Origin of the sequence: Bacillus sp. S14(2024), assembly GCF_050473785.1 — a bacterium.
In the GTDB taxonomy this organism is placed as follows: Bacteria; Bacillota; Bacilli; order Bacillales; family Bacillaceae_G; genus Bacillus_A; species Bacillus_A yunxiaonensis.
The window spans coordinates 1283091-1305711 of record NZ_JBFLUP010000006.1 but is presented as its reverse complement, the minus strand read 5'-3'; the positions used below and the strand labels follow the sequence as shown (position 1 = coordinate 1305711).

The 22621-nt window shown below is 36.5% G+C and carries 28 protein-coding genes and 1 pseudogene; 8 read left to right on the top strand and 21 right to left on the bottom strand.

Annotation, left to right across the window (positions count from 1 at the left end):
- The first annotated feature begins 86 nt into the window (after positions 1–86).
- Both AB1279_RS07015 and AB1279_RS07010 read left to right on the top strand, forming a co-directional pair.
- Positions 87–866, top strand: coding sequence for a GDSL-type esterase/lipase family protein (locus tag AB1279_RS07015; protein WP_429758257.1), 780 nt, complete (start codon positions 87–89; stop codon positions 864–866).
- A 294-nt stretch (positions 867–1160) separates the two neighbouring features.
- Positions 1161–1607, top strand: coding sequence for a MarR family winged helix-turn-helix transcriptional regulator (locus AB1279_RS07010; protein ID WP_336481546.1), 447 nt, complete (start codon positions 1161–1163; stop codon positions 1605–1607).
- Positions 1608–1631: 24 nt separating this feature from the next.
- On the opposite strand, the gene AB1279_RS07005 is transcribed toward AB1279_RS07010, so the two are convergent.
- The 7 genes from AB1279_RS07005 to argC form a co-directional block, all read right to left on the bottom strand.
- Complete coding sequence (locus tag AB1279_RS07005) at positions 1632–1787, bottom strand: hypothetical protein (protein ID WP_336481547.1); 156 nt, start codon at positions 1785–1787, stop codon at positions 1632–1634.
- A 54-nt stretch (positions 1788–1841) separates the two neighbouring features.
- The gene (locus tag AB1279_RS07000) at positions 1842–2393 is read right to left on the bottom strand and encodes a DUF2062 domain-containing protein (RefSeq protein WP_429753961.1); all 552 of its coding nucleotides are present in this window, start codon (positions 2391–2393) and stop codon (positions 1842–1844) included.
- A gap of 110 nt (positions 2394–2503) precedes the next feature.
- Positions 2504–3451, bottom strand: coding sequence for an ornithine carbamoyltransferase (argF, locus tag AB1279_RS06995; RefSeq protein ID WP_429758256.1), 948 nt, complete (start codon positions 3449–3451; stop codon positions 2504–2506).
- A 14-nt stretch (positions 3452–3465) separates the two neighbouring features.
- Positions 3466–4620: an acetylornithine transaminase gene (locus AB1279_RS06990; RefSeq protein ID WP_429753959.1), complete on the bottom strand. Its 1155-nt coding sequence runs from the start codon at positions 4618–4620 to the stop codon at positions 3466–3468.
- On the bottom strand, positions 4589–5383 hold the full coding sequence (argB, locus tag AB1279_RS06985; protein ID WP_429758255.1) for an acetylglutamate kinase: 795 nt from the start codon (positions 5381–5383) through the stop codon (positions 4589–4591). The genes AB1279_RS06990 and argB overlap by 32 nt, the downstream gene beginning before the upstream one ends.
- Before the next feature lie 11 nt (positions 5384–5394).
- Positions 5395–6618, bottom strand: a complete 1224-nt coding sequence (argJ, locus tag AB1279_RS06980; protein ID WP_429758254.1) for a bifunctional glutamate N-acetyltransferase/amino-acid acetyltransferase ArgJ — start codon at positions 6616–6618, stop codon at positions 5395–5397.
- A 12-nt stretch (positions 6619–6630) separates the two neighbouring features.
- Positions 6631–7668, bottom strand: a complete 1038-nt coding sequence (gene argC, locus AB1279_RS06975; protein ID WP_429758253.1) for an N-acetyl-gamma-glutamyl-phosphate reductase — start codon at positions 7666–7668, stop codon at positions 6631–6633.
- Between the two features lie 231 nt (positions 7669–7899).
- Between argC and AB1279_RS06970 the strand changes: the two genes are divergently transcribed.
- Positions 7900–8085: a YqzH family protein gene (locus AB1279_RS06970; RefSeq protein WP_336481553.1), complete on the top strand. Its 186-nt coding sequence runs from the start codon at positions 7900–7902 to the stop codon at positions 8083–8085.
- Between the two features lie 60 nt (positions 8086–8145).
- The gene (locus AB1279_RS06965) at positions 8146–8514 is read left to right on the top strand and encodes a hypothetical protein (protein ID WP_429758252.1); all 369 of its coding nucleotides are present in this window, start codon (positions 8146–8148) and stop codon (positions 8512–8514) included.
- Between the two features lie 23 nt (positions 8515–8537).
- On the opposite strand, the gene AB1279_RS06960 is transcribed toward AB1279_RS06965, so the two are convergent.
- Together AB1279_RS06960 and AB1279_RS06955 are read right to left on the bottom strand one after the other, a co-directional pair.
- Positions 8538–9332: an SDR family NAD(P)-dependent oxidoreductase gene (locus AB1279_RS06960; RefSeq protein WP_429758251.1), complete on the bottom strand. Its 795-nt coding sequence runs from the start codon at positions 9330–9332 to the stop codon at positions 8538–8540.
- A gap of 9 nt (positions 9333–9341) precedes the next feature.
- Positions 9342–10292 (bottom strand): MBL fold metallo-hydrolase, encoded by a 951-nt coding sequence (locus AB1279_RS06955; RefSeq protein ID WP_429758250.1) that lies wholly within the window; start codon positions 10290–10292, stop codon positions 9342–9344.
- A gap of 172 nt (positions 10293–10464) precedes the next feature.
- Between AB1279_RS06955 and proI the strand changes: the two genes are divergently transcribed.
- Positions 10465–11304: a pyrroline-5-carboxylate reductase ProI gene (proI, locus tag AB1279_RS06950; RefSeq protein WP_429758249.1), complete on the top strand. Its 840-nt coding sequence runs from the start codon at positions 10465–10467 to the stop codon at positions 11302–11304.
- A 31-nt stretch (positions 11305–11335) separates the two neighbouring features.
- Here proI and sdaAA read toward each other — a convergent pair whose 3' ends face one another.
- The 3 genes from sdaAA to rnz all read right to left on the bottom strand — a co-directional run bounded on the left by sdaAA (position 11336) and on the right by rnz (position 14231).
- Entirely contained in the window at positions 11336–12214 is an 879-nt protein-coding gene (sdaAA, locus tag AB1279_RS06945) for an L-serine ammonia-lyase, iron-sulfur-dependent, subunit alpha (RefSeq protein ID WP_336481558.1), read from the bottom strand.
- A gap of 18 nt (positions 12215–12232) precedes the next feature.
- Positions 12233–12892 carry an L-serine ammonia-lyase, iron-sulfur-dependent subunit beta gene (gene sdaAB / locus AB1279_RS06940; RefSeq protein WP_336481559.1) on the bottom strand — a complete coding sequence of 220 codons (660 nt, stop codon included), beginning with the start codon at positions 12890–12892 and terminating at the stop codon, positions 12233–12235.
- A gap of 415 nt (positions 12893–13307) precedes the next feature.
- Complete coding sequence (gene rnz / locus AB1279_RS06935; RefSeq protein ID WP_429758248.1) at positions 13308–14231, bottom strand: ribonuclease Z; 924 nt, start codon at positions 14229–14231, stop codon at positions 13308–13310.
- A 191-nt stretch (positions 14232–14422) separates the two neighbouring features.
- Between rnz and AB1279_RS06930 the strand changes: the two genes are divergently transcribed.
- Positions 14423–14674: a DUF3932 family protein gene (locus tag AB1279_RS06930; RefSeq protein ID WP_429753951.1), complete on the top strand. Its 252-nt coding sequence runs from the start codon at positions 14423–14425 to the stop codon at positions 14672–14674.
- Positions 14675–14772: 98 nt separating this feature from the next.
- Here the strand turns inward: AB1279_RS06930 and AB1279_RS06925 are convergent.
- Together AB1279_RS06925 and AB1279_RS06920 are read right to left on the bottom strand one after the other, a co-directional pair.
- Positions 14773–14895: pseudogene (locus AB1279_RS06925) on the bottom strand (alpha/beta fold hydrolase); the annotation flags it as partial.
- Positions 14891–16129, bottom strand: a complete 1239-nt coding sequence (locus AB1279_RS06920) for a DNA polymerase IV (protein WP_429758247.1) — start codon at positions 16127–16129, stop codon at positions 14891–14893. The gene AB1279_RS06920 and the pseudogene AB1279_RS06925, both read right to left, overlap by 5 nt.
- Positions 16130–16263: 134 nt before the next feature.
- Between AB1279_RS06920 and AB1279_RS06915 the strand changes: the two genes are divergently transcribed.
- A complete protein-coding gene (locus AB1279_RS06915) occupies positions 16264–16464 on the top strand; it encodes a hypothetical protein (protein ID WP_429758246.1) in 201 nt (66 codons plus the stop codon).
- 37 nt (positions 16465–16501) lie between these two features.
- On the opposite strand, the gene AB1279_RS06910 is transcribed toward AB1279_RS06915, so the two are convergent.
- Entirely contained in the window at positions 16502–17620 is a 1119-nt protein-coding gene (locus AB1279_RS06910; protein ID WP_429758245.1) for a tripeptidase T, read from the bottom strand.
- Between the two features lie 360 nt (positions 17621–17980).
- Here AB1279_RS06910 and prli42 point away from each other — a divergent pair, with 360 nt between their 5' ends.
- A complete protein-coding gene (gene prli42 / locus AB1279_RS06905) occupies positions 17981–18073 on the top strand; it encodes a stressosome-associated protein Prli42 (RefSeq protein WP_336481567.1) in 93 nt (30 codons plus the stop codon).
- Between the two features lie 21 nt (positions 18074–18094).
- Here prli42 and AB1279_RS06900 read toward each other — a convergent pair whose 3' ends face one another.
- The 6 genes from AB1279_RS06900 to AB1279_RS06875 form a co-directional block, all read right to left on the bottom strand.
- The gene (locus AB1279_RS06900) at positions 18095–18334 is read right to left on the bottom strand and encodes a DUF3894 domain-containing protein (protein WP_429753947.1); all 240 of its coding nucleotides are present in this window, start codon (positions 18332–18334) and stop codon (positions 18095–18097) included.
- A gap of 137 nt (positions 18335–18471) precedes the next feature.
- On the bottom strand, positions 18472–19062 hold the full coding sequence (locus AB1279_RS06895) for a L,D-transpeptidase (RefSeq protein ID WP_429753946.1): 591 nt from the start codon (positions 19060–19062) through the stop codon (positions 18472–18474).
- A gap of 17 nt (positions 19063–19079) precedes the next feature.
- A complete protein-coding gene (locus tag AB1279_RS06890; protein ID WP_429758244.1) occupies positions 19080–20048 on the bottom strand; it encodes an aromatic acid exporter family protein in 969 nt (322 codons plus the stop codon).
- A gap of 254 nt (positions 20049–20302) precedes the next feature.
- Positions 20303–21025, bottom strand: coding sequence for an amino acid ABC transporter ATP-binding protein (locus AB1279_RS06885; RefSeq protein ID WP_429758243.1), 723 nt, complete (start codon positions 21023–21025; stop codon positions 20303–20305).
- Entirely contained in the window at positions 21018–21677 is a 660-nt protein-coding gene (locus AB1279_RS06880) for an amino acid ABC transporter permease (protein WP_429753943.1), read from the bottom strand. The genes AB1279_RS06885 and AB1279_RS06880 overlap by 8 nt, the downstream gene beginning before the upstream one ends.
- 36 nt (positions 21678–21713) lie before the next feature.
- Positions 21714–22493, bottom strand: a complete 780-nt coding sequence (locus AB1279_RS06875; RefSeq protein WP_429753942.1) for a transporter substrate-binding domain-containing protein — start codon at positions 22491–22493, stop codon at positions 21714–21716.
- Between the last annotated feature and the right edge of the window lie 128 nt (positions 22494–22621).

The window sequence follows — 22621 nt, the reverse complement described above, 5'->3', positions numbered from 1 at the left end:
GTAAATTTTTTTGAAGGCATAATGCCTATCCCATTACTCCCCCTAATGAATATGGTACAATAAGCATCTATAAGGAGAGTATAACGATGAAAAAGGTCATTTTATCTGCACTTTGTCTCCTCCTTCTTATCATTACACTTCTGTATTATGATCAGGATCATGAGACAAATGTTCAAAAAGAATCTTCAGCTGCTGCTGTTCCGCACTGGATTGATACTCAAACAGGTGCAACACTTCATCATCTTGTCTTAGGCGATTCTCTTGCAAAGGGCTACGGCTCTACACAAGGTGGATATACACAAATTGCTTCTCATAGATTAGAAGAGCAATTACAAAAACATATTATCGTCGATAACCTTGCTGTAAACGGCTTAACAACAGATGGTTTACTTCAAATGATACAAACAGAAGAAATAAAACAAAAAATAAAAGATGCTCACATTATTACAATTAGTATTGGTGGGAATAACGTTTTACACATAAACAGAAATGTCGGTATTATAGAAGGAATGAAATTATTAAATGAAGAAAAAGATCGTTTTGAACGAGATTTACAAAACATTGTAAAAACCATTCGTATGTCTAATCCGAATGCACTCCTCATTTTCTCTGAGCTCTATAACCCATTAAAGCTCGAAGATTCCATTGCTTCTTACGCAAGTATTTTCTTAGATAGCTGGAATAAAACAATATATTCAATTTCAAAAGAAAATCAGCCTTCACTCGTATTACCGATTCGTAAATTATTACCAAATGATCAAAAAGACTTACTATACGACCAAGTTCATCCGAATGATAAAGGATATGAAAAAATTGCAGAATCCTTTATACAGCAAGTGTTGTCATATAAAGTGAAACTTCCATAAGTAGGTGGTTTTCCTACTTATGGTTAGTTGAACCAATCGGGCCCTTACAGGCGGTTTTACGTCTTAGATTCCCCTAAACTACCGCCTGTTTGGGCGGGATAAAGTGAAACTTCCATAAGTAGACGATTTTCCTACTTATGGTTAGTTGAACCAATCGGGCCCTTACAGACGGGATTCCCTCTTATACCGCTCACACATACCGCTTGTTTGGACGGAATCAAGATACAAGCAAATAATTCTATTTTTATACATCATAATTTTTTGTTACAATAAGAATAGAAGGGGGCCTGTTATATGGAGTCACGTGAGTGGGAGCGTATCGTTGATCATCTTCTTTCGTTAGTGCCTCTTTTTTATCGCAAGTTTATGCTTCCTGGAGAGTTCTCTTCTCGTAGACATATGCCACCATCACATACACAGGTGTTATTGTTATTGCATGAACGAGATACATTAGCGGTTTCAGAAATCGGAAAACGGTTAGCTATTTCAAGACCGAATATGACACCATTGCTAAATAAACTCATTCAAGAAGAACTTGTAGAGCGCCATTATAGCGAAAAAGATCGGCGTGTTATTTTAATGTCTCTTACAGCCGAAGGAAAATTATTGGTAAATCAATACAAACAATTCCTTTTAGAAAAACTGAAGGAAAATTTACAAACGTTATCATCAAGCGACCGGGAACAACTGACCCATTCGCTACAAACAATTCAAAACTTAATTATGAAAGCAAATATATAAAGCTGCTTCTAGACAGAAGCAGCTTTATGTTTCGTAATAGTTTCCATAATATACATTGGAATACGGCCAAGTAGTTAAATACGGTTTACTTTCTTGTGATGGTTGAATCTGTCTTACGTACGGGACAGGATAATATACAATACGCTGATAGTACCTAGGAGCATAATAAGAAAAAAACATCAACTTTCCCCCTTTTTAGAAGCATATTCAAAAAGGAAATTTGATGTGCATTCATTATATTTGTGCAATTGGTCTTTTTATTTGTTTCTTTCTTTTCGTCAATCTCAGTTTGCGGTTTTTCTCATATAAATAGTACATAACAAAATAGGCAATTATGCCGAGTACGATCCCTAAAATTGTCATACCTATTAATACATATACTTCATTTTGTAACAGGCTTTTTAACATTGTTAGTGCATTCCAGGAAAAAAAGTCTCCTATTGTATAATGCTGATGGTGAATTTTTTTTATCTTAAATGGACAAATAAATTTCCCCAATGCATGTGCGAAAGGAATTAAAAGAACAGGTAAAAATGATACTTTCCCAATAATATTACCAATGACAGCCGCCGGAAACGAACCTTTCAACAATCGAACAAGCGGATAAAAAACAAGGTATATAAGAGAAGCCGTATGAATGACTAGCATTTCTATTCCAAAACCAACAGCAAATCCTCTTGATACAATTTTCGCGCCTTCTGGTGCACGCAATAATTTATAATAATTTAACTTCATTCCTCGCCAAATACGCTGAAGAAGTGAATACGTTTTCTTATTTACTCGCATCTGAATCAACTCTCTTATATTTTTCTATTGTTTATACTATTATAAAGTATAAAAAGAGAAAATGCGAAGCCTAGATAAGACATTTTAAATAAAAAACAACCTCCTCTTATTTAAGAAGGTTGTTTTTCTTGTAATAAACTAACTAATAATGCCTTTTGTACATGCAAACGATTGCCGGCTTGCTGAAATACAATTGATTGTGGGCCATCAATAATTTCTGCAGTTACTTCTTCTTCACGATGAGCTGGCAAACAATGTAAAAAATGATAGGTTGATTTTGCAAACTGAGTGAGCTGCTCGTTTACTTGATACGGCTGAAATAATTCATATTTCTCCTTACTATCTTCTTGACCCATACTCATCCAAACATCTGTATAAATAAAATCCGCTTCTTCAACAGCTTCTTTTGGATTATACGTAACTTCAACTTTCGCACCTGTTCCTTTTGCAATTTCTATCGCACGTTTTACAATCGCTTCATCCGCTTCATATCCTGGAGGTGTTGCAACTGTAATATTCATTCCTACTTTCGCACTCGCAAGCAGCAATGAATGACAAACATTATTTCCATCCCCAACGTAAGCAAGTTTGATATCTTGGAATGTATTCGCTTCTTCATAAATTGTCATTAAATCCGCAAGCGCTTGACATGGGTGATGTTCGTCTGTTAATCCATTAATAATTGGAATTGTTGCCTCTTTTGCTAATTCTTCTACTTCTGCATGTGAAAATGTTCGTATCATAATTCCATCAATATACTGTGACAACACTTTAGCCGTATCAGCAATACTTTCTCCTCTGCCGAGCTGTAATTCTTTACCGCTTAAAAACATGCCATGCCCACCAAGCTGAATCATGCCAGCTTCAAATGATACACGTGTACGAGTAGAATGTTTATCAAAGATTAATCCTAAAATTTTCCCATTTAAAAACGGTAATGTTTTTTCTTTTTTTACATACATCGCAAATTCGATAATTGCAATTATTTCTTCTTGCGTTAACTCTTCTAATGTTAAAATATCCTTTGTTTGAAGTTTAGGTACAGCCGTTGTTTTCATGCAAAATTCCCCCTCTATTTAATCAATGTTTGTTTGCATACACGATTCATCATATGCACCGCTTCATCTATTTCCTCTTTCGTTACGATAAGTGGCGGTAATACACGCAGTACATTGGGCCCGGCTTGCAAAACAAGCAGCCCTTCTTTCTCTAGCGCGGCCACCATAGCACTAACTTCTCCCTTGCAAACAACCCCAATCATAAGCCCTTTCCCGCGAATATCAATAATCCAATCTATATCCTGCAATTCTTCTTGTAATTTTCGTAAAAAATATGTACCTTTTTCTTGTACTTCTTGCAAGAAAGAAGACTGTGAAATGATTTGTAATACTTCTTTTGCTGCTGTCATAGCAATAAAGTTCCCACCAAACGTCGAACCATGTGTTCCTGGAGAAAAAACAGACCCTAACTCTTTCTTACCAAGCATCGCTCCAACTGGAATACCATTTCCAAGTGCTTTTGCGACTGTGACAATATCAGGTGAAATTCCCATTTGTTCATATGCAAATAACGTCCCTGTTCTCCCGATTCCTGTTTGCACTTCATCAATGATAAAAAGTGCTCCGTATACATGACACAACTTCTCGATTTCACGTAAAAATGTGATATCTGCTGGAAGAACACCACCTTCTCCCTGCACAATTTCTACCATAACAGCTGCAACCTCTTCATTCATTGCCTCTCGAAATGCAACAATATCATTAAAAGGTAGATGCAGAAAACTTGGGAGGAGCGGGCCGAATCCATCGTGGATTTTAGATTGTCCTGTTGCACTCATTGTTCCAAACGTTCGTCCGTGAAACGATTGTTTACACGTAATTACGACTGATTTCCCTGTATACTTACGGGCTAACTTCAGCGCTGCTTCATTCGCTTCAGCTCCGCTATTACAAAAAAATGCGTAGTCTAATTCTCGATCTTTCGTTAATAACGCGGCTACTTCTTCTTGCACTGTATGCGGAAATAAATTTGAAATATGCCATATTGTTTTTAATTGCTTTTCTACAGCATTTACGACCGCTGGATGACAATGTCCTAAATTGCATACTGCAATTCCAGAAGTAAAATCTAAATATTGCTTTCCTTGTTTATCTGTAACCTTTGTGCCGCTGCCTTTCACAATTTCAATGTTTCGTCTACTGTATGTTGGAAAAACATGCTGTCCCATTATAGATCCCCCCCTTTTTTATTGTTGTACCAACCCACTCTCCTTTATTTGTCAGAAAACGTTGCGTACCGTTTACAATTACAACATCCTTCACACCTAGTTCCAATGACATCAGTGCTGCTTTTACTTTCGGAATCATTCCACCAGTAATAATTCCATTGTCTATAAGCTCAAGAAGCTGCTTTTCCTCTGCTTGCTCAAGGAGCTCCTCCTTATATATGACACCATCTACATCTGTAATAAAAATTAAATTTTTCGCATTCATCGCTGTCGCAATTGCTGCTGCCGCTGTATCTGCATTGACGTTGTATACTTGCCCATCCATTACTCCAACAGGCGCAACAACAGGAACAAATCGATTTGCCAACAAATGTTCTAGCAGCATTGTTTGAACATATTGCACTTCACCAACAAAGCCAAATTCCTCTTCTAATGGAGCAACTTTCAATAGCATTCCATCACAACCGGATAATCCAATCGCTCCAAGCTCTTGTTCATTTAGCTTTGAAACCAATGTCTTGTTTGTACTACCGCATAATACCATTTGCACAATTTCCATTACCTCTGCTGTTGTCACACGTAATCCATCTTTCTTTTCAATCGGGATACTTAATTTGTTTAGCATCGCATCAATTTCAGGTCCACCGCCATGAACAATAATCACATCATACATTTCTACCATTTGTTTCATGCATTGGAAAAATGTTTCACCTAAATGAGCTAACATACTACCGCCACACTTTATTACAATACGCTCTCTCATCTCTTCTCTCCTTATGTGTGATAACAAGCATTAATTTTCACATATTCATAACTTAAGTCGCATCCCCATGCTCTTCCGCTTGCTTTGCCAATATGTACATATACATCCATAACAATCTCTGATTGCTGTAACATTTGTTTCATCTCTTCTTCTGAAAAATGTTGCGGTTCACTACCTTTTAATACGGCAATGGACTGGATATAAATATCAACTGTACTTGGCTCAATGACAATGCCGCTTTGTCCAATTGCGCTAATAATACGACCCCAGTTTGCATCCTCACCGTATGCAGCTGCTTTCACAAGATTGGAACCAACGATTTGCTTCGCAATCATATTTGCTTCTTCTACAGTTCGTGTGCCATGCACATTTATTTCAATTAACTTGGTTGCTCCTTCTCCATCTTTTGCAATTTGTTTTGCTAAATCTTCACAAACCTTTCCAAGCGCCATCAAAAATTTCTCCCATTCTGGATGCCCTTCACATATTGCGGTTGTATTTGATAGGCCGCTTGCCATAACAAGTACCATATCATTTGTAGATGTATCACCATCAACTGTAATTTGATTAAATGTTTGATTCGTAATTTGGGATAAAGCTCTTTGCAATGCTTCACTTTCAATATTCACATCAGTCGTAATAAACCCAAGCATCGTTGCCATATTCGGATGAATCATCCCTGATCCTTTTGCAGCCCCGGCAATTGTAACCTCTTTTCCTTCAATAGAGAGCTTATAGCACGATTGTTTCGCAACTAAATCTGTTGTCAAAATAGCTTCATAAAATGATGTAGCAATTTCTACTTCTTTTGATGGTTGTAAAGAAGCAATACCACTTCGTACTTTCTCCATTGGTAGAGGCTGCCCAATAACTCCTGTAGATGCTACCGCAACGTAATGCTCCTCTATATGAAACTGCTTGGCTACTAATGCACGCATTTCATATGCATCTTGCAGTCCTTTTGCCCCTGTACAAGAATTTGCATTTGCACTATTGACAATAATGGCTTGTAATTTTTGCTTGGCAGCAATACTTTCTTTCGTAACAACAAGAGGAGCTGCTTGAAATTGATTTTGCGTATAAACAGCCGCACAGCTAGCTGGTACTTCACATAGGATTGCCCCTATGTCTTTCTTCTCTTTTCTTAATCCTGCATGAATTCCAATCGCTGCAAACCCTTTTGGTGTTACAATCGAACCGTTTTCTATCTTCGTACATAATACCGTTTCAATCATCTTTCTTCCCCCTTACGGATACAACGGCATAAAGTGTAAATTCTTCGTTTCTTCCACTCCTGCCAATATATTTGCATTTTGCACAGCCTGCCCAGCTGCACCCTTCATTACATTATCAATAACTGCTACAATCGTAATTCGTCCTGTCCGCTTATCATAAGCCGTTCCAATGTCACAAAAGTTAGATCCCCTTACTTCTTTCGGACTTGGAAAAATTCCCTTTTCTCGTATTCTTACAAACGGTGAGTGGCAATAACTCTCTTCATAAACCTGTTGAAGTACATCATCTGTTATTTCCCGCTTTACCTTTGCATAGAGCGTTACCATAATTCCCCTTGTAATTGGAATAAGGTGTGTACTAAATGTGATTGGTTTCATGTTCTCATCCCACTCTTGCAACATTTGCTCAATTTCCGGGACATGCTGATGTTCGTTTACCTTATAAATGTATAAATTATCGTGAATTTCTGGAAAATGCGTCATACTTGTTGGTGTTTTTCCAGCTCCAGAAACCCCTGATTTTGCATCAATAATAAGTGAATCCACTTCAATTATGCCGTTTTTTACTAACGGCGCGGCCGCCAGCAATGTTGCAGTTGCATAACATCCCGGATTCGCAATTAAGCTTGCAGTTGCAATTTCACTTTTTTTCCACTCCGTCAATCCATATACAGCTTGTTGTAATACTTCTTCTTTCGCAGCTGTTTTTTTATACCACTCTTCATATATAGACGACTTTCGAATTCGAAAATCTCCAGATAAATCAATAACTCTCATACCAGACTCTAGTAAACTTGGAGTCAAATTCGCTGATACCCCAGCCGGTGTTGCTAAAAATACAAGATCTGCTTCTTTTGCAATTCCTTCAACATCTACTTCTTCTAATGTATGAGAAATAAAAGTAGATAAATGAGGATAAGGTGTTGTCATAACTTCTCCAATTTGCGAAAAAGAATGTACCGATGTCACCGTAAAGCTTGGATGATGTGTTAATAACCGTAAAAGCTCAATTCCTCCGTATCCAGTTGCCCCAATAATTGCCGCTTTCATAATTCCTCCTCATTACCTTTTAGATTTAAGTATGATTATAATATTGTATATTTATGAAGTCAATTAAATATTTATAAATTTTTTAATAATAAAAATTGATACAAAAAGTTGTTTTACTAATAAAACTTTTAAAATACATGAATTTTTATGCAAATTAACAATATAGAGACTTTCTTTTCTAATTCAAGTACAATAAAAACAATACATATATACATGTAGGTGGGAAAAATCATGAATGAAAAACTAATTCAAAAAATGATTATAAAAAGTTTTCAACAATATCAATGTACGCCAACTTCACAAGAAGACTATAAAATGCTTGTAGAACGTATTCAAAACATGATTTCTAATAATACAGAGATTGATTTGTATGAGGCTATAGAGGATGTTGTATATGAATACATTACGCTATCGTAGAGATTGAGAAACTTATAACATGTTAAAGGAGTAGGAAGCATGAAAAGGAGATTATAAAAAATGAAAAAAATTTTTATTCTTCTCGGATTACTTACTTTCTTTTTAACAGCTTGCCAAGATAGCATCATAAACTTTACGGACATTTATCCTCATGTTCATGTAACAAAAGTAGAAATAACGAAAGGAAACGGAGAAAATACGATTATCACAAATCAAACACATATCGATGAATGGATCAATCGCATGCAGTCTATTACATTCACAATAGAAAAAAAACAAGAAAAAATAGTCGGATATTTATATTCCGTAAAGATGTATAAAAAGAACGAAGAAGTAGGCCGTTTCACGACTTCTGAAATTAACGGATATTATTACAAAAAAAATACTGAACTAGAATCAGCAATAGAAAATTTAATGAATAAAAAATAGGAGATTCTCAAAAAGAGAATCTCCTATTTTTTACTTAGTGATTTTCCAGCTACACGCTCAAATAACCCTGGAAACAATGAAAAAATAATCGGCCCTAAACTCATCCACTTGGGTAGATTTACTTCACGCTTTTTCATTTCAATTGCTTTTACAACTTGATGCGCTACATAGTTTGGTTTTAATATGTAACGTCCCACACTTTTTACGTATGTACCAGATTGATCTGCTATCGTATGGAAGTTTGTATCAATTGGACCTGGATTAATGGCTGTTACAGTAATATTTGTATTTGCAAGTTCCATGCGCAAACTATTGGTAACCCCTAATACTGCATGCTTTGTTGCTGCATATGCACTTGATTTCGGTGTTGCAATTTTCCCTGCTAGCGAAGCAATATTCACAATTTGTCCACTATTTCGTTTAATCATATAAGGTAAAACCGCCTTCGTACACGCTACTAAACCAAATACATTTACATCAAACATATCCTTTACCTCTTGAACGGATGCATCAACGAATGTTTTAAAAACACCAAAACCAGCATTATTGACTAATATATCAATACATCCTATATCCTGAAGAATTTGTGTAAAAACAACCTCCACTTCTTCTTCATTACTAACATCCAAAACATAATAATGGCAAGGCGTACAATATATGCTTTCAATTTTTTGTTTGAGCGCTCGTAATTTTTCTTCTGTACGGGCAATTAATACAGGAGTTGCACCTTGCTCCGCTACTTGCAACGCTATCTCTTCTCCAATTCCACTGGAAGCTCCTGTAATGACGATTACTTTATCTTGTAAACGCCGATTCATAGATGTCACCTACTTTGCATAGTAAATCCATTGTTTAGATGACTTGTCAATCATCACTTGTTGATTATATGCTAAAAAATCTAATTGTCCAACTGTTTCAGAGATGGTAAGCGGTAACTGCTTTTCATATAGCGTAGGAAATAGTTTGACACACACCTCGAATGCTGTCATCGGTTGTGCTTTTAATAAATTTAATACTTTAAAAGCTCGTGCCTCTTGTTTTTGTAATCGCTCATTTACTAGTCCTACCACATCAAGAACATCTTCTCCATGCCCTGATAGAACACGTGAAATATTCATACGAGCTAAGCGCTTTAATGTTTCATTGTACTGCAGCATCGGTTGTGCTCGTTCTATTTCTCCCTCATATGGCGGTTCTAGAATTGGATTAGAAGAAATATGCCCAATCAACACATCCCCGCCAATTAACACCCCATCTCTTTCACGATATAAAGAAATATGGGTAGAAGCATGACCCGGTGTTTCAATCACCGTAAACTCCGGTAAAGAAGCAATACGATCTCCTTCTCGTACAGTATGTGTAAGCGAACGTTTACAGGAGTAAATCATTGTTTTCGTTAACAATGCACCTTGTGGTAACAAGACTTCTGGAACTCCAAACTGTACAGATGCTTCTAAAAAGAACTGTTGATAACGCTTTATAAATTGCGGATTTTGTGTAATCCATGGCTCATTCCACGGATGACCGACAATATTTGTTCGTTCAGAAAATATATCCAGCAATCCGCAATGATCTGCATGGTGGTGTGTAAGAACAACCGTTTCAATGTCTTCTACTTTATATCCTAATGCAGCTAGTTGTTTCTCCAGTGCAAGTCTCGATTCTTTTGTATTTGTTCCTGTATCAATTAATGTAAGTGTTTCTCCCTCTACTAAAAAAACATTGACTGTTTCAACCGCAAATGGAACAGGAATTTCCATTCGATGAATGACTGTCATACATATTCGCCCCTCTTTCTTTCCGTTTCAAAAAATGAATCTTCCTTCAGTTTACATCTTATATAAAAATTTGTCATTATTTTCAGACAAAAAGAAGGGATTTTCTATACAGAACCGAATGTATGTAAATTTATAAGTTATTCTCATATACACAGTAAAAGGAGGACTCATCATGTCACTACGAAAAATTGCTTTTGTCGGTGCAGGTTCAATTGCCGAAGCTACGCTTGCCGGCTTATTACAAGCTCACGTTGTAAAAGGGGAAGAAATTACTGTCAGTAATCGCTCTAATGAAAGAAGACTGCAAGAGTTACATCATCGCTACGGAGTACATGGTACACATGATAAAAAAGAGCTGCTTGCTCATGCCGATATTATATTTTTAGCAATGAAACCAAAAGATGTTGTGGAAGCTCTTACTCCATTACGGGATTACATTACAGAGAATCAATTAATCATTTCATTATTAGCAGGTGTATCTACGACATCCATTACTAATTTATTACAAAAAAATGTTCCTATCATCCGTGCAATGCCAAATACATCATCAGCAATTTTAAAATCCGCTACTGCTATTTCTCCTTCCGTTCACGCAAAAGAAGAACATATCATGCTTGCAAAAACGCTTTTTGAAACAATTGGTCTTGTTTCTGTTGTAAAAGAAAAACACATGCATGCTGTCACCGCTTTATCAGGAAGTGGACCAGCTTATATTTATTACGTTGTCGAAGCGATGGAAAATGCTGCAAAACAAATCGGCCTAGAGGAAACTGTTGCAAAATCACTTATTCTCCAAACAATGATTGGTGCCGCAGAGATGTTAAAAACAAATACAAAGCACCCTTCCATATTACGAAAAGAAATTACATCACCAGGAGGAACGACGGAAGCTGGCATTGAAATATTGAAAAGCTTTCAATTTCAAGAAGCACTTATTCAATGTATTACAGAAGCAACAAAACGTTCTCACGAGCTTGGTGAAACGTTAGAGAAATTTGTAAATGAAAAATAAAAAACCTTGCTGAGTAAGCAAGGTTTTTCTCTTATTCACTTTTCTTTCCAAAAATTTCCTCTTGCAAACGACGCCCCGTTGGCGTTGCCGCAAGACCGCCTTCTGCTGTTTCACGAAGCGCACTTGGCATCGATTGTCCGATGCGGTACATCGCTTCAATTACTTCATCACAAGGAATAGCACTCGTTACACCAGCTAATGATAAATCAGCTGCAATCATCGCATTTGATGCACCTGCTGCATTACGTTTTACACACGGCACTTCTACAAGCCCTGCAACAGGATCACATACTAAACCAAGCATATTCTTAAGTGCGATACTCATCGCTGTTGCTGCTTGCTCTGGTGTACCCCCAGCCATTTCAACAGCTGCTGCCGCTGCCATACCACTTGCTGAACCGACTTCCGCTTGGCACCCACCAGCTGCCCCGGCAATGCAAGCATTATTCGCTACTACCATACCGAACGCACCAGCTGTAAATAGAAATTCAATCATTTCTTCACGTGTTGGGTTTAATTTTTCTTTTAGCGCAAATAGTACACCTGGTACTGTTCCAGCTGAACCAGCTGTTGGCGTTGCGCAAATAATACCCATAGCAGCGTTTACTTCATTCGTTGCGACAGCTTTACTTACCGCATCTAAAATTGTATCCCCAGACAACCCTTTTCCGCTTTTCATGTACGCTTGTACTTTCACTGCGTCTCCGCCAGTAAGTCCAGTCGGAGATTTTACGCCTTGAATTCCACGCTCTACTGCTTTTTCCATTACAACTAAATTTCTTTCCATACCAGCGATTACATCTTCACGAGAAAGTTTTCTTGTTTCCATCTCACATTGAATCATAATCTCTGCGATTTTTACGTTTTTCTCTTCTGCTTGTGCAACTAGTTCCGCTGCGTTCCGAAACATGTTGTGTCCCCCCTGCTATTAATCCATGATGGTTACTTGACAAATATTTGACTGCGCGTTAATTTCATCGATTATCTCATCTGCTAACAACTCATCCGTTTCAATGACCATTAACGCTTTTCTTCCTTTTTCCTTACGTGAAACACTCATCATACTAATATTGATTTCGTGCTTTGCAAGAATAGATGTAACTGAGGCAATTGCTCCAAAACGATCATTATTTACGATAAGAAGTGCCGGACTTGTACCTGTTAATTGCAAATCAAATCCATTTAGCTCCACAACTTCAATTTTCCCACCGCCGATTGAACAAGCAACCACTTCAATTTCATCCTCAGCTTTATACAAACGAATTTTCGCTGTATTTGGATGTACTGCTTGTGCTTCTTCTTCAATAAATGTAACATCAATTCCACGTTCTTTTGCAATTTCAAGTGCCTGCGGAATACGAGGATCATCCGTTTCAAATCCTAGTATGCCCCCAACAAGCGCTACATCTGTACCATGACCTCGATACGTTTTCGCAAACGAACCATATAAAGAAATGATAATTTTCTCAGGTTCATGACGGAACAGCTGACGAGAAACTTGCCCCATTCTTGCTGCACCTGCTGTATGTGAACTAGATGGACCAATCATAACTGGACCAATAATATCAAAAACTGAGCGATATTTCATAATAGTTCCCCCTAAATCTTCATTATGAAAAAGTTACCTACTAATAATCTATTAATCTGTCGCTTTTTTGTTTTTCTATTTGTACTAATAAATTTATAGAATCAATTTAATAAACTGATACATACCATCAGCTATCATAATATATAAGAGTCATCTTGTCACTTCTTGATTTATTTTATTTTTTTACAAAAACAAACAAAACATAAATTTATTACGTACAAACAACTTGAATACGCTTTCATTATATCTCTTTTTTTACAGAATTTAAATTTTTTAATATTTCAAACTAAAGACGAATTTTTCACACATTCAGTTTAATAGTATTTTACCATAAGTAATTCTTCTCTATTTTACGAAAACGATACAATAAAAAACCATGACAGATACATACGTTATCTCTGTCATAGTTTTTTCATTATTTTGATACAGGAAAACTTTTTAAATCTGCTGCAATTTCCGTGTTTGGAAATACTTGTCTCGCTTCTTCAACGAGCATGTTACATGCTTCACCTTGATAGCGAGAACTAATATGAGTTAAAATCATTTGTTTTACATTTGCTTGCAGCGCAATATTCGCCGCTTGCTGTGTTGTAGAATGATAATAATCATGAGCTTGCTGTGAATCTTCCGCGCCGAACGTCGCTTCATGTACAAGTACATCAGCATCCTGCGCTAATTCAATACTGGCTTCGCAATAACGTGTATCGCCTAAAATTGTAATAATTCGTCCTTTTTGAGGTGGTCCAATGAAATCCTTTCCGCAAAGTATACGTCCATCCTCAATCTCTACTGTTTCTCCATCCTTTAACCGCCTAAAGATTGGTCCCGGTTTAATTCCTTCCTCTAATAATTTATCTACGAGAAGATGCCCTGGAATATCCTTTTCTACAATACGATAGCCAAAACATTCAATTCCATGTGACAACCGTTTCGTTTCCACAAGAAATTGCTTATCTTCATATACAATACCTTCTTCGGTAATTTCTATAATCTCTATCGGGTATTTCACATGTGTTGTACTCACTGCCAATGCTACTTCAATAAACTGTTTAATCCCTTTTGGGCCATATACAGTTAACGGAGTTGTTCCTCCTTGAAAAGAACGGCTGCCTAACAAACCTGGTAATCCAAAAATATGATCCCCGTGTAAATGCGTAATAAATATTTTCTCAATGCGACGCGGGCGCACTGATGTATGTAAAATTTGATGCTGTGTTGCCTCACCGCAGTCAAACAGCCACGTTGCACCTCGTTCTTCTAATAATTGCAAAGCTATCGCTGATACGTTTCTTCCCTTTGAAGGAACACCAGCTCCCGTTCCTAAAAATACAAATTCCACGTTGCATCCTCCAAGCATTTCATAATATCTATCGCTATCTTACGGAATATAAACAAAAATGGCAAATATACTTTGTACAAATCACTCATCTAGACAACTATATAACACGAACGTTTACCACAAAAAACTTTACACTCGTTCGTTTTTTTGTAGTAAAATGATACTATCATTTATACAAGGTGGCTGAAACAATGAAAGAAGTATTTCGTTTACAAACTGACTTTTCTTCTTCTTTTGATCGCTGGGTAAGTTCATTTATTTCTGAAACACCAGCAGAATTACAATGGTCTACATTAAAAGAATTAATTCATGAATATATTGCATTGCATACAGTTCAAGCGGTACCAGAATACATCTCTTCTTCCATCACATATTATGCACAACGCATTTCTACGACGACTAATACAGACATTGTGATTTACGAAAGTCCTTATATCTCATAATATATTTACGTATTAAAACATAAAAAGGTATCGGCTTCCGATACCTTTTTATGTTGGGATGAATAAGCAAAACGGCTGGTTTAAATACAAAATGCCTATCATTTGTCATGTATTGTTGCAAATTGCTTAATCATTTCATTTAAATCCTTCGCTGCTTTTGTAGGAATCTGATGCTTTACATTATCAATGAAATTTAATTTATTACATGGCAATTTTTCATATGAATTTATTCTCTAAATTTTGCTGAAATGTTCTCTCTTGTTGTCGAAACAATTGACTGCCGTGCTGAATAACCTTCGTACCATACTTACTATTTAGTTGTTCCATCACTGTCAAAAGCGGCTCTGCCTTCGCATCTTCTTCAAAAGAAAATAAATCAAGCTGTTTAGTCGCTTCTGTTTTCCATTCCAATTCACAAGCAGTAATGCCAAGTAATCTAACAGGGTCACCATCCCAATGTTTTTTCCATAGCCTTATTGTTGCTTGAAAAATATCTGGTGATTCCCAAATTGCATTTTCTAACAATTTACTGCGCGTAATCGTTCGGCGATTATAGTATTTAATCATAATTTGAATATTATATGTAACGAGAGCACGTTTTTGTAATCTTCGGCTCACAGATTGAGATAAGCGCTCTAACATATCCAGCAATTCCTTCTCTTCGTCCACATCTTTTGGCAACGTAATAGAATTTCCGATTGTTTTATATTGTCCCATTTGACTTGGATCAACATCCCTATTATCTATACCGTTTGCACGTTTTTGTAAATCCAATCCATGACTTCCAATTACAGAACGAATAATATGAGCTTTTCCAGTAGCTAAATCCCCAATTGTATGTATATGTACATCTTTTAATTTTTCTGCTGTTTTCTTTCCAATCCCATGCATCTTTTCAACTGGAAGCGGCCAAAGAAGCTCTTGTACATCTCGTTTACGAAGCACTGTAATACCTAGAGGTTTTTTCATATCAGAGGCTGTTTTTGCTAGAAATAAGTTCGGAGCAATCCCAATGCTGCACGGAAGCTGTAATTCTGTTAGTAATGTTCGTTGAATCATTTGAGCAATTTCTAACGGTGAACCGAGTCCATAACACTCTGTAATATCTAAATACCCTTCGTCAATTGAAACAGGTTGAATTTTTTCAGTAAACCGCGCAAGAATTTGAAACAATGCAAAAGAAGCCTCTCTGTATAACTCAAAATTTGGATGTTTTATAACAAGTTCCGGACATAATCGTTTTGCTTCCCAAACAGGCATTGTCGCACGAATTCCCTTCGCCCTTGCTTCATAACTGCACGTTACAATAATTCCTTTCCGTTCCTTCGCATCCCCAGCTATCGCTAACGCTTTACCTTGCAATGATGCATCATGTGCGATTTCTACAGATGCATAAAAACAATTCATATCAACATGCAAAATGACGCGGCCATTTTTCGGATACATTTCACGCATCGTTCTCACCTCACAGGAACATTCGTTCTTATTTTATCAAAAACATTATAAAAAAATCAATTTTATAGAGGAGGAAATTGCTAATTTATAGAAGTATGTCCACATGGAAATTTCAAGGAGGTTAAGGAGAAAACATGACTACACGTGTAAAACCCCTTTATCTAATTTCACTATCTGTTTTCTGCTTGTTGATCATCTATTTACTACTTCCAGTCATAGGTATCGATGCTCAAGGGCTTCTTTCCTCTCTATTACCATTTTCAACTTTATACATCCTCCCATGGATTTTTCTGTATTGGTTTATTCGCCTCGTGAAGGCGTTGGAATCAAAATAAAAAGAGGCTAGCTTTTATGCTAACCTCTATTTCCACATTACTTCGCTACTTCTTCAATAATCGCAACAACCATTTCTGCTGTTTTTACTAATTCTTCAACAGGAATTTTTTCGTTTGTTGTATGAATTTCTTCATAACCAATTGCTAAGTTTACTGTTGGAATACCATGTCCAGCAATTACGTTTGCATCGCTGCCGCCACCGCTTTGATGAAGAGATGGTGTACGACCGATTTTTTCAGCAGCACGTTTTGCAACCTCTACAACATGATCACCATCAGCAAATTTGAATCCTGGGTACATTACTTTTACTTCTACTTCCGCTTGTCCGCCCATTTCTTTAGCTGTAGATTCAAATGCTTCTTTCATTTTGCGAACTTGCTCTTGCATTTTTTCGTCTACTAAGGAACGTGCTTCAGCAAAAATTTCTACATAGTCACAAACGATATTTGTTTGTGTACCGCCTTCAAAACGACCGATATTTGCAGTTGTTTCAGAATCAATGCGGCCAAGTGGCATTTTTGCAATAGATTTTGCTGCAATTGTAATTGCAGATACACCTTTTTCTGGTGCTACACCTGCATGAGCTGTTTTACCGCGAATAATTGCATTTACTTTTGCTTGTGTTGGCGCTGCAACAACGATTTCTCCAACCTTTCCATCGCTGTCTAATGCATAACCATATTTCGCTGTTATACGTTCACGGTCTAATGCTTTTGCACCTACAAGACCAGATTCTTCACCAACTGTAATGATAAATTCGATTTTTCCGTATGCAATATTTTTCTCTTTTAACACGCGAATTGCTTCAAACATTGATGCAAGTCCAGCTTTATCATCAGCACCTAAAATCGTTGTACCGTCTGATACGATATAACCGTCTTGAATAGACGGCTTAATTCCTTTACCAGGAACAACTGTATCCATATGAGAAGTAAAGTAAATTGTATCTACGCCTTCTTTTGTTGCTGGTAATGTACAAACTAAGTTACCAGCACCGTGACCAGTCTCACCCATTGTATCGTCTTCAAATACTTCAACGCCTAAAGAAGAGAATTTTTCTTTTAATACTTTGCAAATTTCAGCTTCGTATTTTGTTTCAGAGTCTACTTGCACAAGTTCCATAAATTCATTCACTAAACGTTCTTGATTAATCATGAGAATGCGCCTCCTGCATTATGTATGTAACAATGACTATTATAGCAGAATTTCGTAAAATTTTCGAAAGAGATGGTACAAGGTGTTTTTTACATTATTTTTTAATCACAATAACCTTACTACTTTCAATTTTGTCTAAGTAAATCCCTTGTCTCCTTTTTTATTTCTCGTTACAATAAAGTGAAACTTCCATCAGTGGGGGGGTTCTTCCCCCCCACTGATGGAAAGCTCTCACCAATCGGGCGCATGCCAGCAGTTATCCCCCACTTATCTTCTTCGCTTTTCTCTAAATCTTGAGTTGGGGGTCTTACTGCCCGCGAATAACGGGATAAATAGAAGAGATTCGTAAGGAGGATCAATATGAATAAAAAAACTCAAAAAATTATGGTTTATGTTATGTTAATTACAATGCTTATAACAACATTGCTTACTGGGATAAGTATGTTTTGGTAAACAAGGACTGCTTTGTCCTTGTTATTTTATTATAATCACAATACCAGCGATACTAAACGCAAGTCCCATCGCGAGTGCTAGTACAAAGCTGCTGTAATGTTTCTGATAAAAAGCGGCTATTGCAAAAGTAAAATTGAGAAGAGAAATAAAAAAGATAGCTATAGTGAACGGAAAGATATTAAAAATAGCCAATATAAAAGCAATAACAGAAAGAAATGCTACCAAAAATTGAATGTATGGTAAGCTCTGATTTATATACATAACAGCAACCCCTTTTCACCAAGCCTTTATTTACCTCTCATTAACGAACAATAAAGTGAAACTTCCATCAGTAGGGGTCTTACTGCCCGCGAATAGCGGGATAAACCTCCCTCAAGAAAGGAAATTTCAATTTATCTTCATAAACGCATTCTATATGTACACGTATCAAGACAAGATTCAATACAATAAAAAGCCAACATATACTGCTGGCCTTTTTCGTAAGCAATCGCGCCTTTTTCTTTTGCAAGCTGCTCAAATGATTTTTTTGATTTAACAATCCATACTTTTGTTCCAATTGGAACCTGATCGTATAAATACTCTACATCTTTTTTATACATGCGAATACACCCTTGCGAAACATATTTGCCAATCGAGCTTGGCTGATTCGTTCCGTGTATTCCATATTTACTGCCATCCGTACCTCGGGCATTAAACCCAATCCATCTAGAACCGAGTGGATTTTCCGGTGAACCACCTGGAATATTCTTTGCAATATAATATGGATTTTTTACTTTCATCACAACATCAAATGTACCCTCTGGCGTCAAATCATTCGTTTTACCTGTTCCAACTGGAAATGTATTTTGTATCTTTCCATCATGAATATATGCAAGTTGGTTCGTTTGTTTATTGACGATAATAAGCGGATCGCCAACACGTGGATTTTCACCGAGCGGCCAAAGCGGCGATAGGGAAATAAATAATATGAATGAAAGAAGATATGGCATATCTCATTCCTTCCTTCTTATATTAATTCTTTGATGTTATATTTCCCTTTGAATCGACTTTTAATGAGTAAATATTGCTCTATTTCATAGACGAGTTGAAAGAGCTTAGCACGCGTTTCAAATTCTTCTCGCGTTTTTGGAAGCGGCATTTCCCGAAAGATTTCTCGCATCTCCTGCAGTTGCCTTAATGAAATAACCCCCGTACTTTCTGGGCTAATTGCAGTCCCAATATTTTCAATTACATCCGCCACCATACCCGCTTGTTCATATGACCAAGATAACGAAGCGGCTAACGGCATGATTCTTTCTAAAATTTCATACTGCTGCTGGCGCATTTGAAAATAACGATAGTAGTAATCATCTTCACGCATAAATTGATTTTCTAACTTTTTGAAAGACAAATCTTTTGCCTTTTCAAGTAATTCTTCCGTTTCAATTAACTCTTTTCCATTCCACAAACTATCACGATTTCTTAAATATACGGCCATTTCAAACAGAATTGTCTTAAAGTTAGATTCTATTTTTTGTTGGTACTCTCTTAACTTATTTTCAACACTTGGCATGTACAAATTAATTAACAAAGCAACACTAATTCCAACCGTTAAAATTGCAATCTCATTTCCAACAATTGACCACGTAATTTTTTGCAATGAAAATAAATGCATAACAATAACAGAGCTTGTAACAATCCCTTCTTGAATCTTAAGCATAACTGCAGTTGGAATAAACAGAAGTAATAAAAGTCCAAGTGCTAGCGGTGTATACCCTATCGATTCAAAAATAAAAAATGCAAACACCATAGAAAGTAAACAAGCTAAAAAGCGATGAATAGATACTTCTAATGATTTTCTTTTTGTATTTTGTACACATAAAATAACAAGAATACCGGCTGTGCTATAAAACTCCAAATGAAAGAATTGAGCAATCCACACAGCCAAGGCAGTTCCAGCTGCTGTTTTCACTGTTCGATATCCAATTTTAAACATATTAACGCTCCTATTATGTACGAACTACTTTCAAAATAAGTATACAGTGAAACTTCCATCAGTGGGGGATTTTTTCATCCCCCACTGATGGTTAGTTGAACCAGTCGGGCTTTTACGGGCAGTTATCACCCACCTATCTTCCTTGCTTCTCTCTGAATTTTGAGGTGGGGACTTACTGCCCGTTAATGCGGGATAAAAAAAAGGATGACGCAATGTCATCCTTTTTCCATTATTATTCACGCAACTTTTATATATTACAACATTTTTTGCAAAAATTCTTGGGCACGCTTGCTTTCCGGTGCTGTGAAAAACTGCTCTGGCTTCGCATCTTCTACAAGTTTTCCGCCGTCTAAAAAGAGCACACGATCGGCCACTTCTTTTGCAAAGCCCATTTCGTGCGTTACAATCGCCATCGTCATTCCTGTCGTTGCAAGAGATTTCATAACTTCTAGTACTTCTTTTACCATCTCTGGGTCTAGTGCTGAAGTCGGTTCATCAAAAAGCATAACATCCGGCTCCATTGCTAATGCTCTTGCAATTGCAACACGCTGTTTTTGTCCACCAGAAAGGCGATTTGGATATGCATCCTTTTTCTCAAGTAATCCCACTTTTTCTAATAATTCTTCAGCCTTTTTTACTGCGTCATCCTTTGAGATACCTTTTACTGTAAGAGGAGCATACGTAATATTTTCTAACACTGTCATATGAGGGAATAAGTGAAAATGCTGAAATACCATCCCAACATGCTGACGAACTTCCATAATATCTGTATTCGTATTTGTTACCTCTTGATTGCCAATCCAAATTTGTCCGTTCGATGGTACTTCTAATAAATTCATGCAACGTAAAAACGTTGATTTCCCTGAACCAGACGGCCCAATAATCGCTACTACTTCGCCCTGTCCAATTGTTGTTGTAATATCTTTTAATACTTCGTTATTTCCAAATGATTTATGAAGGTTTTTAACTTTAATCACTTTTCTTCATTCTCCCTTCAACAGCTTTTCCAATGAATGTAAGAATAATAACGAGAATGTAATAAATCATACCGACAAATAAAAGTGGTTCAAAATATGACAATGTCTCACCGCCAACAATATACGCGCGGCGCATTAAGTCTGTTGCGCCTATCACAGTAACAACTGCTGACTCTTTCGTTAATGTAACAAATTCATTTACTAATGCTGGTAAAATATTCTTTAATGCTTGCGGTAAAATAATATTTCGCATCATTTTTCCATATGGAACACCGAGTGCCATCGCTGCTTCTGTTTGTCCTTTATCCACCGCCTGAATTCCGGCGCGAATAACTTCCGACATATATGCACCTGAGTTTAAACTAAATGCTAAAACTGCTGCTAAAAATGCCGAAATATCATACCCTGTAAGTTGAGGGAGACCATAATAAATAAGCATTAATTGTAGTACAAGCGGTGTACCACGGAAAATAGATGTATAGAAATCAGCAATAATACCTAAAACTTTAACTCTAGCAATTTTACAAAGCGCCAAAAGCGTACCTAGCGCAAAACCAAGCAAAGAAGCTACAAAAACAATTTTTAACGTTACTTCTAATCCCTTTAATATATACGGTATTGATGGCGTAATTTGCGAAAAATCCAAGTTCATCCTAAGTCAGTCCTCTCCAGAAGATGGAAAGGCGGCTTATTTCTCGCCGCCAAACCATTTCTTCACTAATTTATCCATTTCTCCATTTTCTTTCATTTTCTTAATCACTTTATTAAACTCCGCTGTCTTATCACTATTTTTCGGAAGCGCAATTGCTGAACCAGCTTCATCCGCAGCTTCCGGAATTTCTACACTCTTTAACTCTTTATTTTTTTCTAAATACCCTTTTGCTACTGTATCTTCTAAAATAATTGCATCAAAACGGCCTGCTTGAATTTCTTGAATTAGTTCTGGTATACGGTCACGTCCTTCAAATTGGAACGATACTTGTTTTTGTAAATTCTTTGCCTTTTCTTCTTGAATTGATCCTGTTTGTACTCCTACTTTTTTACCTTGCAAATCTTGCAATGTTTTAATATTTGAACCTGCTTTAGAAATAATCAAGTTTTTAGAAGTAAAATAAATGTCCGTAAAATCAGCATTTTTCTTACGTTCTGCTGTCGGTGTCATCCCAGCCATTACAAAGTCAACTTTTCCAGCTTCTAATGATGCTAACAATCCGCTAAAATCCATGTCTTTGATTTTAACTTTATAGCCTAATTCTTTACTGATATAGTTCATAACATCAATATCGAAACCGATAATGTCGTCACTCTTTTTCGCATCGACATATTCAAATGGTTTATAATCTGCAGAAGTTCCCATTACTAAAACTTTATTTTTATTAGTACTTCCTGCTTCTTCACGCTTACTACAAGCTCCGAATATACTTACGATTAATATAAGTGCAAGTGAAATTGATAAAAATTTCTTCATTACTTCTCCTCCTAAAAGTTGTATATTTAATATTTTTATAGAATTTTTATTCGTTGAATGTATTGTAGCAATTAATTTATTTTTATGCAATAAATAAAATAAAAATAAATTAATTTTATTCTCCCTAC

What these genes read in the sequence shown, in the direction of transcription:
- AB1279_RS07015 (WP_429758257.1), top strand. Translation starts at nt 87, where the DNA reads ATGAAAAAGGTCATTTTATCTGCACTTTGTCTCCTCCTTCTTATCATT.
- AB1279_RS07010 (WP_336481546.1), top strand. Translation starts at nt 1,161, where the DNA reads ATGGAGTCACGTGAGTGGGAGCGTATCGTTGATCATCTTCTTTCGTTA.
- AB1279_RS07005 (WP_336481547.1), bottom strand. Translation starts at nt 1,787, where the DNA reads ATGTTTTTTTCTTATTATGCTCCTAGGTACTATCAGCGTATTGTATAT.
- AB1279_RS07000 (WP_429753961.1), bottom strand. Translation starts at nt 2,393, where the DNA reads ATGCGAGTAAATAAGAAAACGTATTCACTTCTTCAGCGTATTTGGCGA.
- argF (WP_429758256.1), bottom strand. Translation starts at nt 3,451, where the DNA reads ATGAAAACAACGGCTGTACCTAAACTTCAAACAAAGGATATTTTAACA.
- AB1279_RS06990 (WP_429753959.1), bottom strand. Translation starts at nt 4,620, where the DNA reads ATGGGACAGCATGTTTTTCCAACATACAGTAGACGAAACATTGAAATT.
- argB (WP_429758255.1), bottom strand. Translation starts at nt 5,383, where the DNA reads ATGAGAGAGCGTATTGTAATAAAGTGTGGCGGTAGTATGTTAGCTCAT.
- argJ (WP_429758254.1), bottom strand. Translation starts at nt 6,618, where the DNA reads ATGATTGAAACGGTATTATGTACGAAGATAGAAAACGGTTCGATTGTA.
- argC (WP_429758253.1), bottom strand. Translation starts at nt 7,668, where the DNA reads ATGAAAGCGGCAATTATTGGGGCAACTGGATACGGAGGAATTGAGCTT.
- AB1279_RS06970 (WP_336481553.1), top strand. Translation starts at nt 7,900, where the DNA reads ATGAATGAAAAACTAATTCAAAAAATGATTATAAAAAGTTTTCAACAA.
- AB1279_RS06965 (WP_429758252.1), top strand. Translation starts at nt 8,146, where the DNA reads ATGAAAAAAATTTTTATTCTTCTCGGATTACTTACTTTCTTTTTAACA.
- AB1279_RS06960 (WP_429758251.1), bottom strand. Translation starts at nt 9,332, where the DNA reads ATGAATCGGCGTTTACAAGATAAAGTAATCGTCATTACAGGAGCTTCC.
- AB1279_RS06955 (WP_429758250.1), bottom strand. Translation starts at nt 10,292, where the DNA reads ATGACAGTCATTCATCGAATGGAAATTCCTGTTCCATTTGCGGTTGAA.
- proI (WP_429758249.1), top strand. Translation starts at nt 10,465, where the DNA reads ATGTCACTACGAAAAATTGCTTTTGTCGGTGCAGGTTCAATTGCCGAA.
- sdaAA (WP_336481558.1), bottom strand. Translation starts at nt 12,214, where the DNA reads ATGTTTCGGAACGCAGCGGAACTAGTTGCACAAGCAGAAGAGAAAAAC.
- sdaAB (WP_336481559.1), bottom strand. Translation starts at nt 12,892, where the DNA reads ATGAAATATCGCTCAGTTTTTGATATTATTGGTCCAGTTATGATTGGT.
- AB1279_RS06930 (WP_429753951.1), top strand. Translation starts at nt 14,423, where the DNA reads ATGAAAGAAGTATTTCGTTTACAAACTGACTTTTCTTCTTCTTTTGAT.
- AB1279_RS06920 (WP_429758247.1), bottom strand. Translation starts at nt 16,129, where the DNA reads ATGCGTGAAATGTATCCGAAAAATGGCCGCGTCATTTTGCATGTTGAT.
- AB1279_RS06915 (WP_429758246.1), top strand. Translation starts at nt 16,264, where the DNA reads ATGACTACACGTGTAAAACCCCTTTATCTAATTTCACTATCTGTTTTC.
- AB1279_RS06910 (WP_429758245.1), bottom strand. Translation starts at nt 17,620, where the DNA reads ATGATTAATCAAGAACGTTTAGTGAATGAATTTATGGAACTTGTGCAA.
- prli42 (WP_336481567.1), top strand. Translation starts at nt 17,981, where the DNA reads ATGAATAAAAAAACTCAAAAAATTATGGTTTATGTTATGTTAATTACA.
- AB1279_RS06900 (WP_429753947.1), bottom strand. Translation starts at nt 18,334, where the DNA reads ATGTATATAAATCAGAGCTTACCATACATTCAATTTTTGGTAGCATTT.
- AB1279_RS06895 (WP_429753946.1), bottom strand. Translation starts at nt 19,062, where the DNA reads ATGCCATATCTTCTTTCATTCATATTATTTATTTCCCTATCGCCGCTT.
- AB1279_RS06890 (WP_429758244.1), bottom strand. Translation starts at nt 20,048, where the DNA reads ATGTTTAAAATTGGATATCGAACAGTGAAAACAGCAGCTGGAACTGCC.
- AB1279_RS06880 (WP_429753943.1), bottom strand. Translation starts at nt 21,677, where the DNA reads ATGAACTTGGATTTTTCGCAAATTACGCCATCAATACCGTATATATTA.
- AB1279_RS06875 (WP_429753942.1), bottom strand. Translation starts at nt 22,493, where the DNA reads ATGAAGAAATTTTTATCAATTTCACTTGCACTTATATTAATCGTAAGT.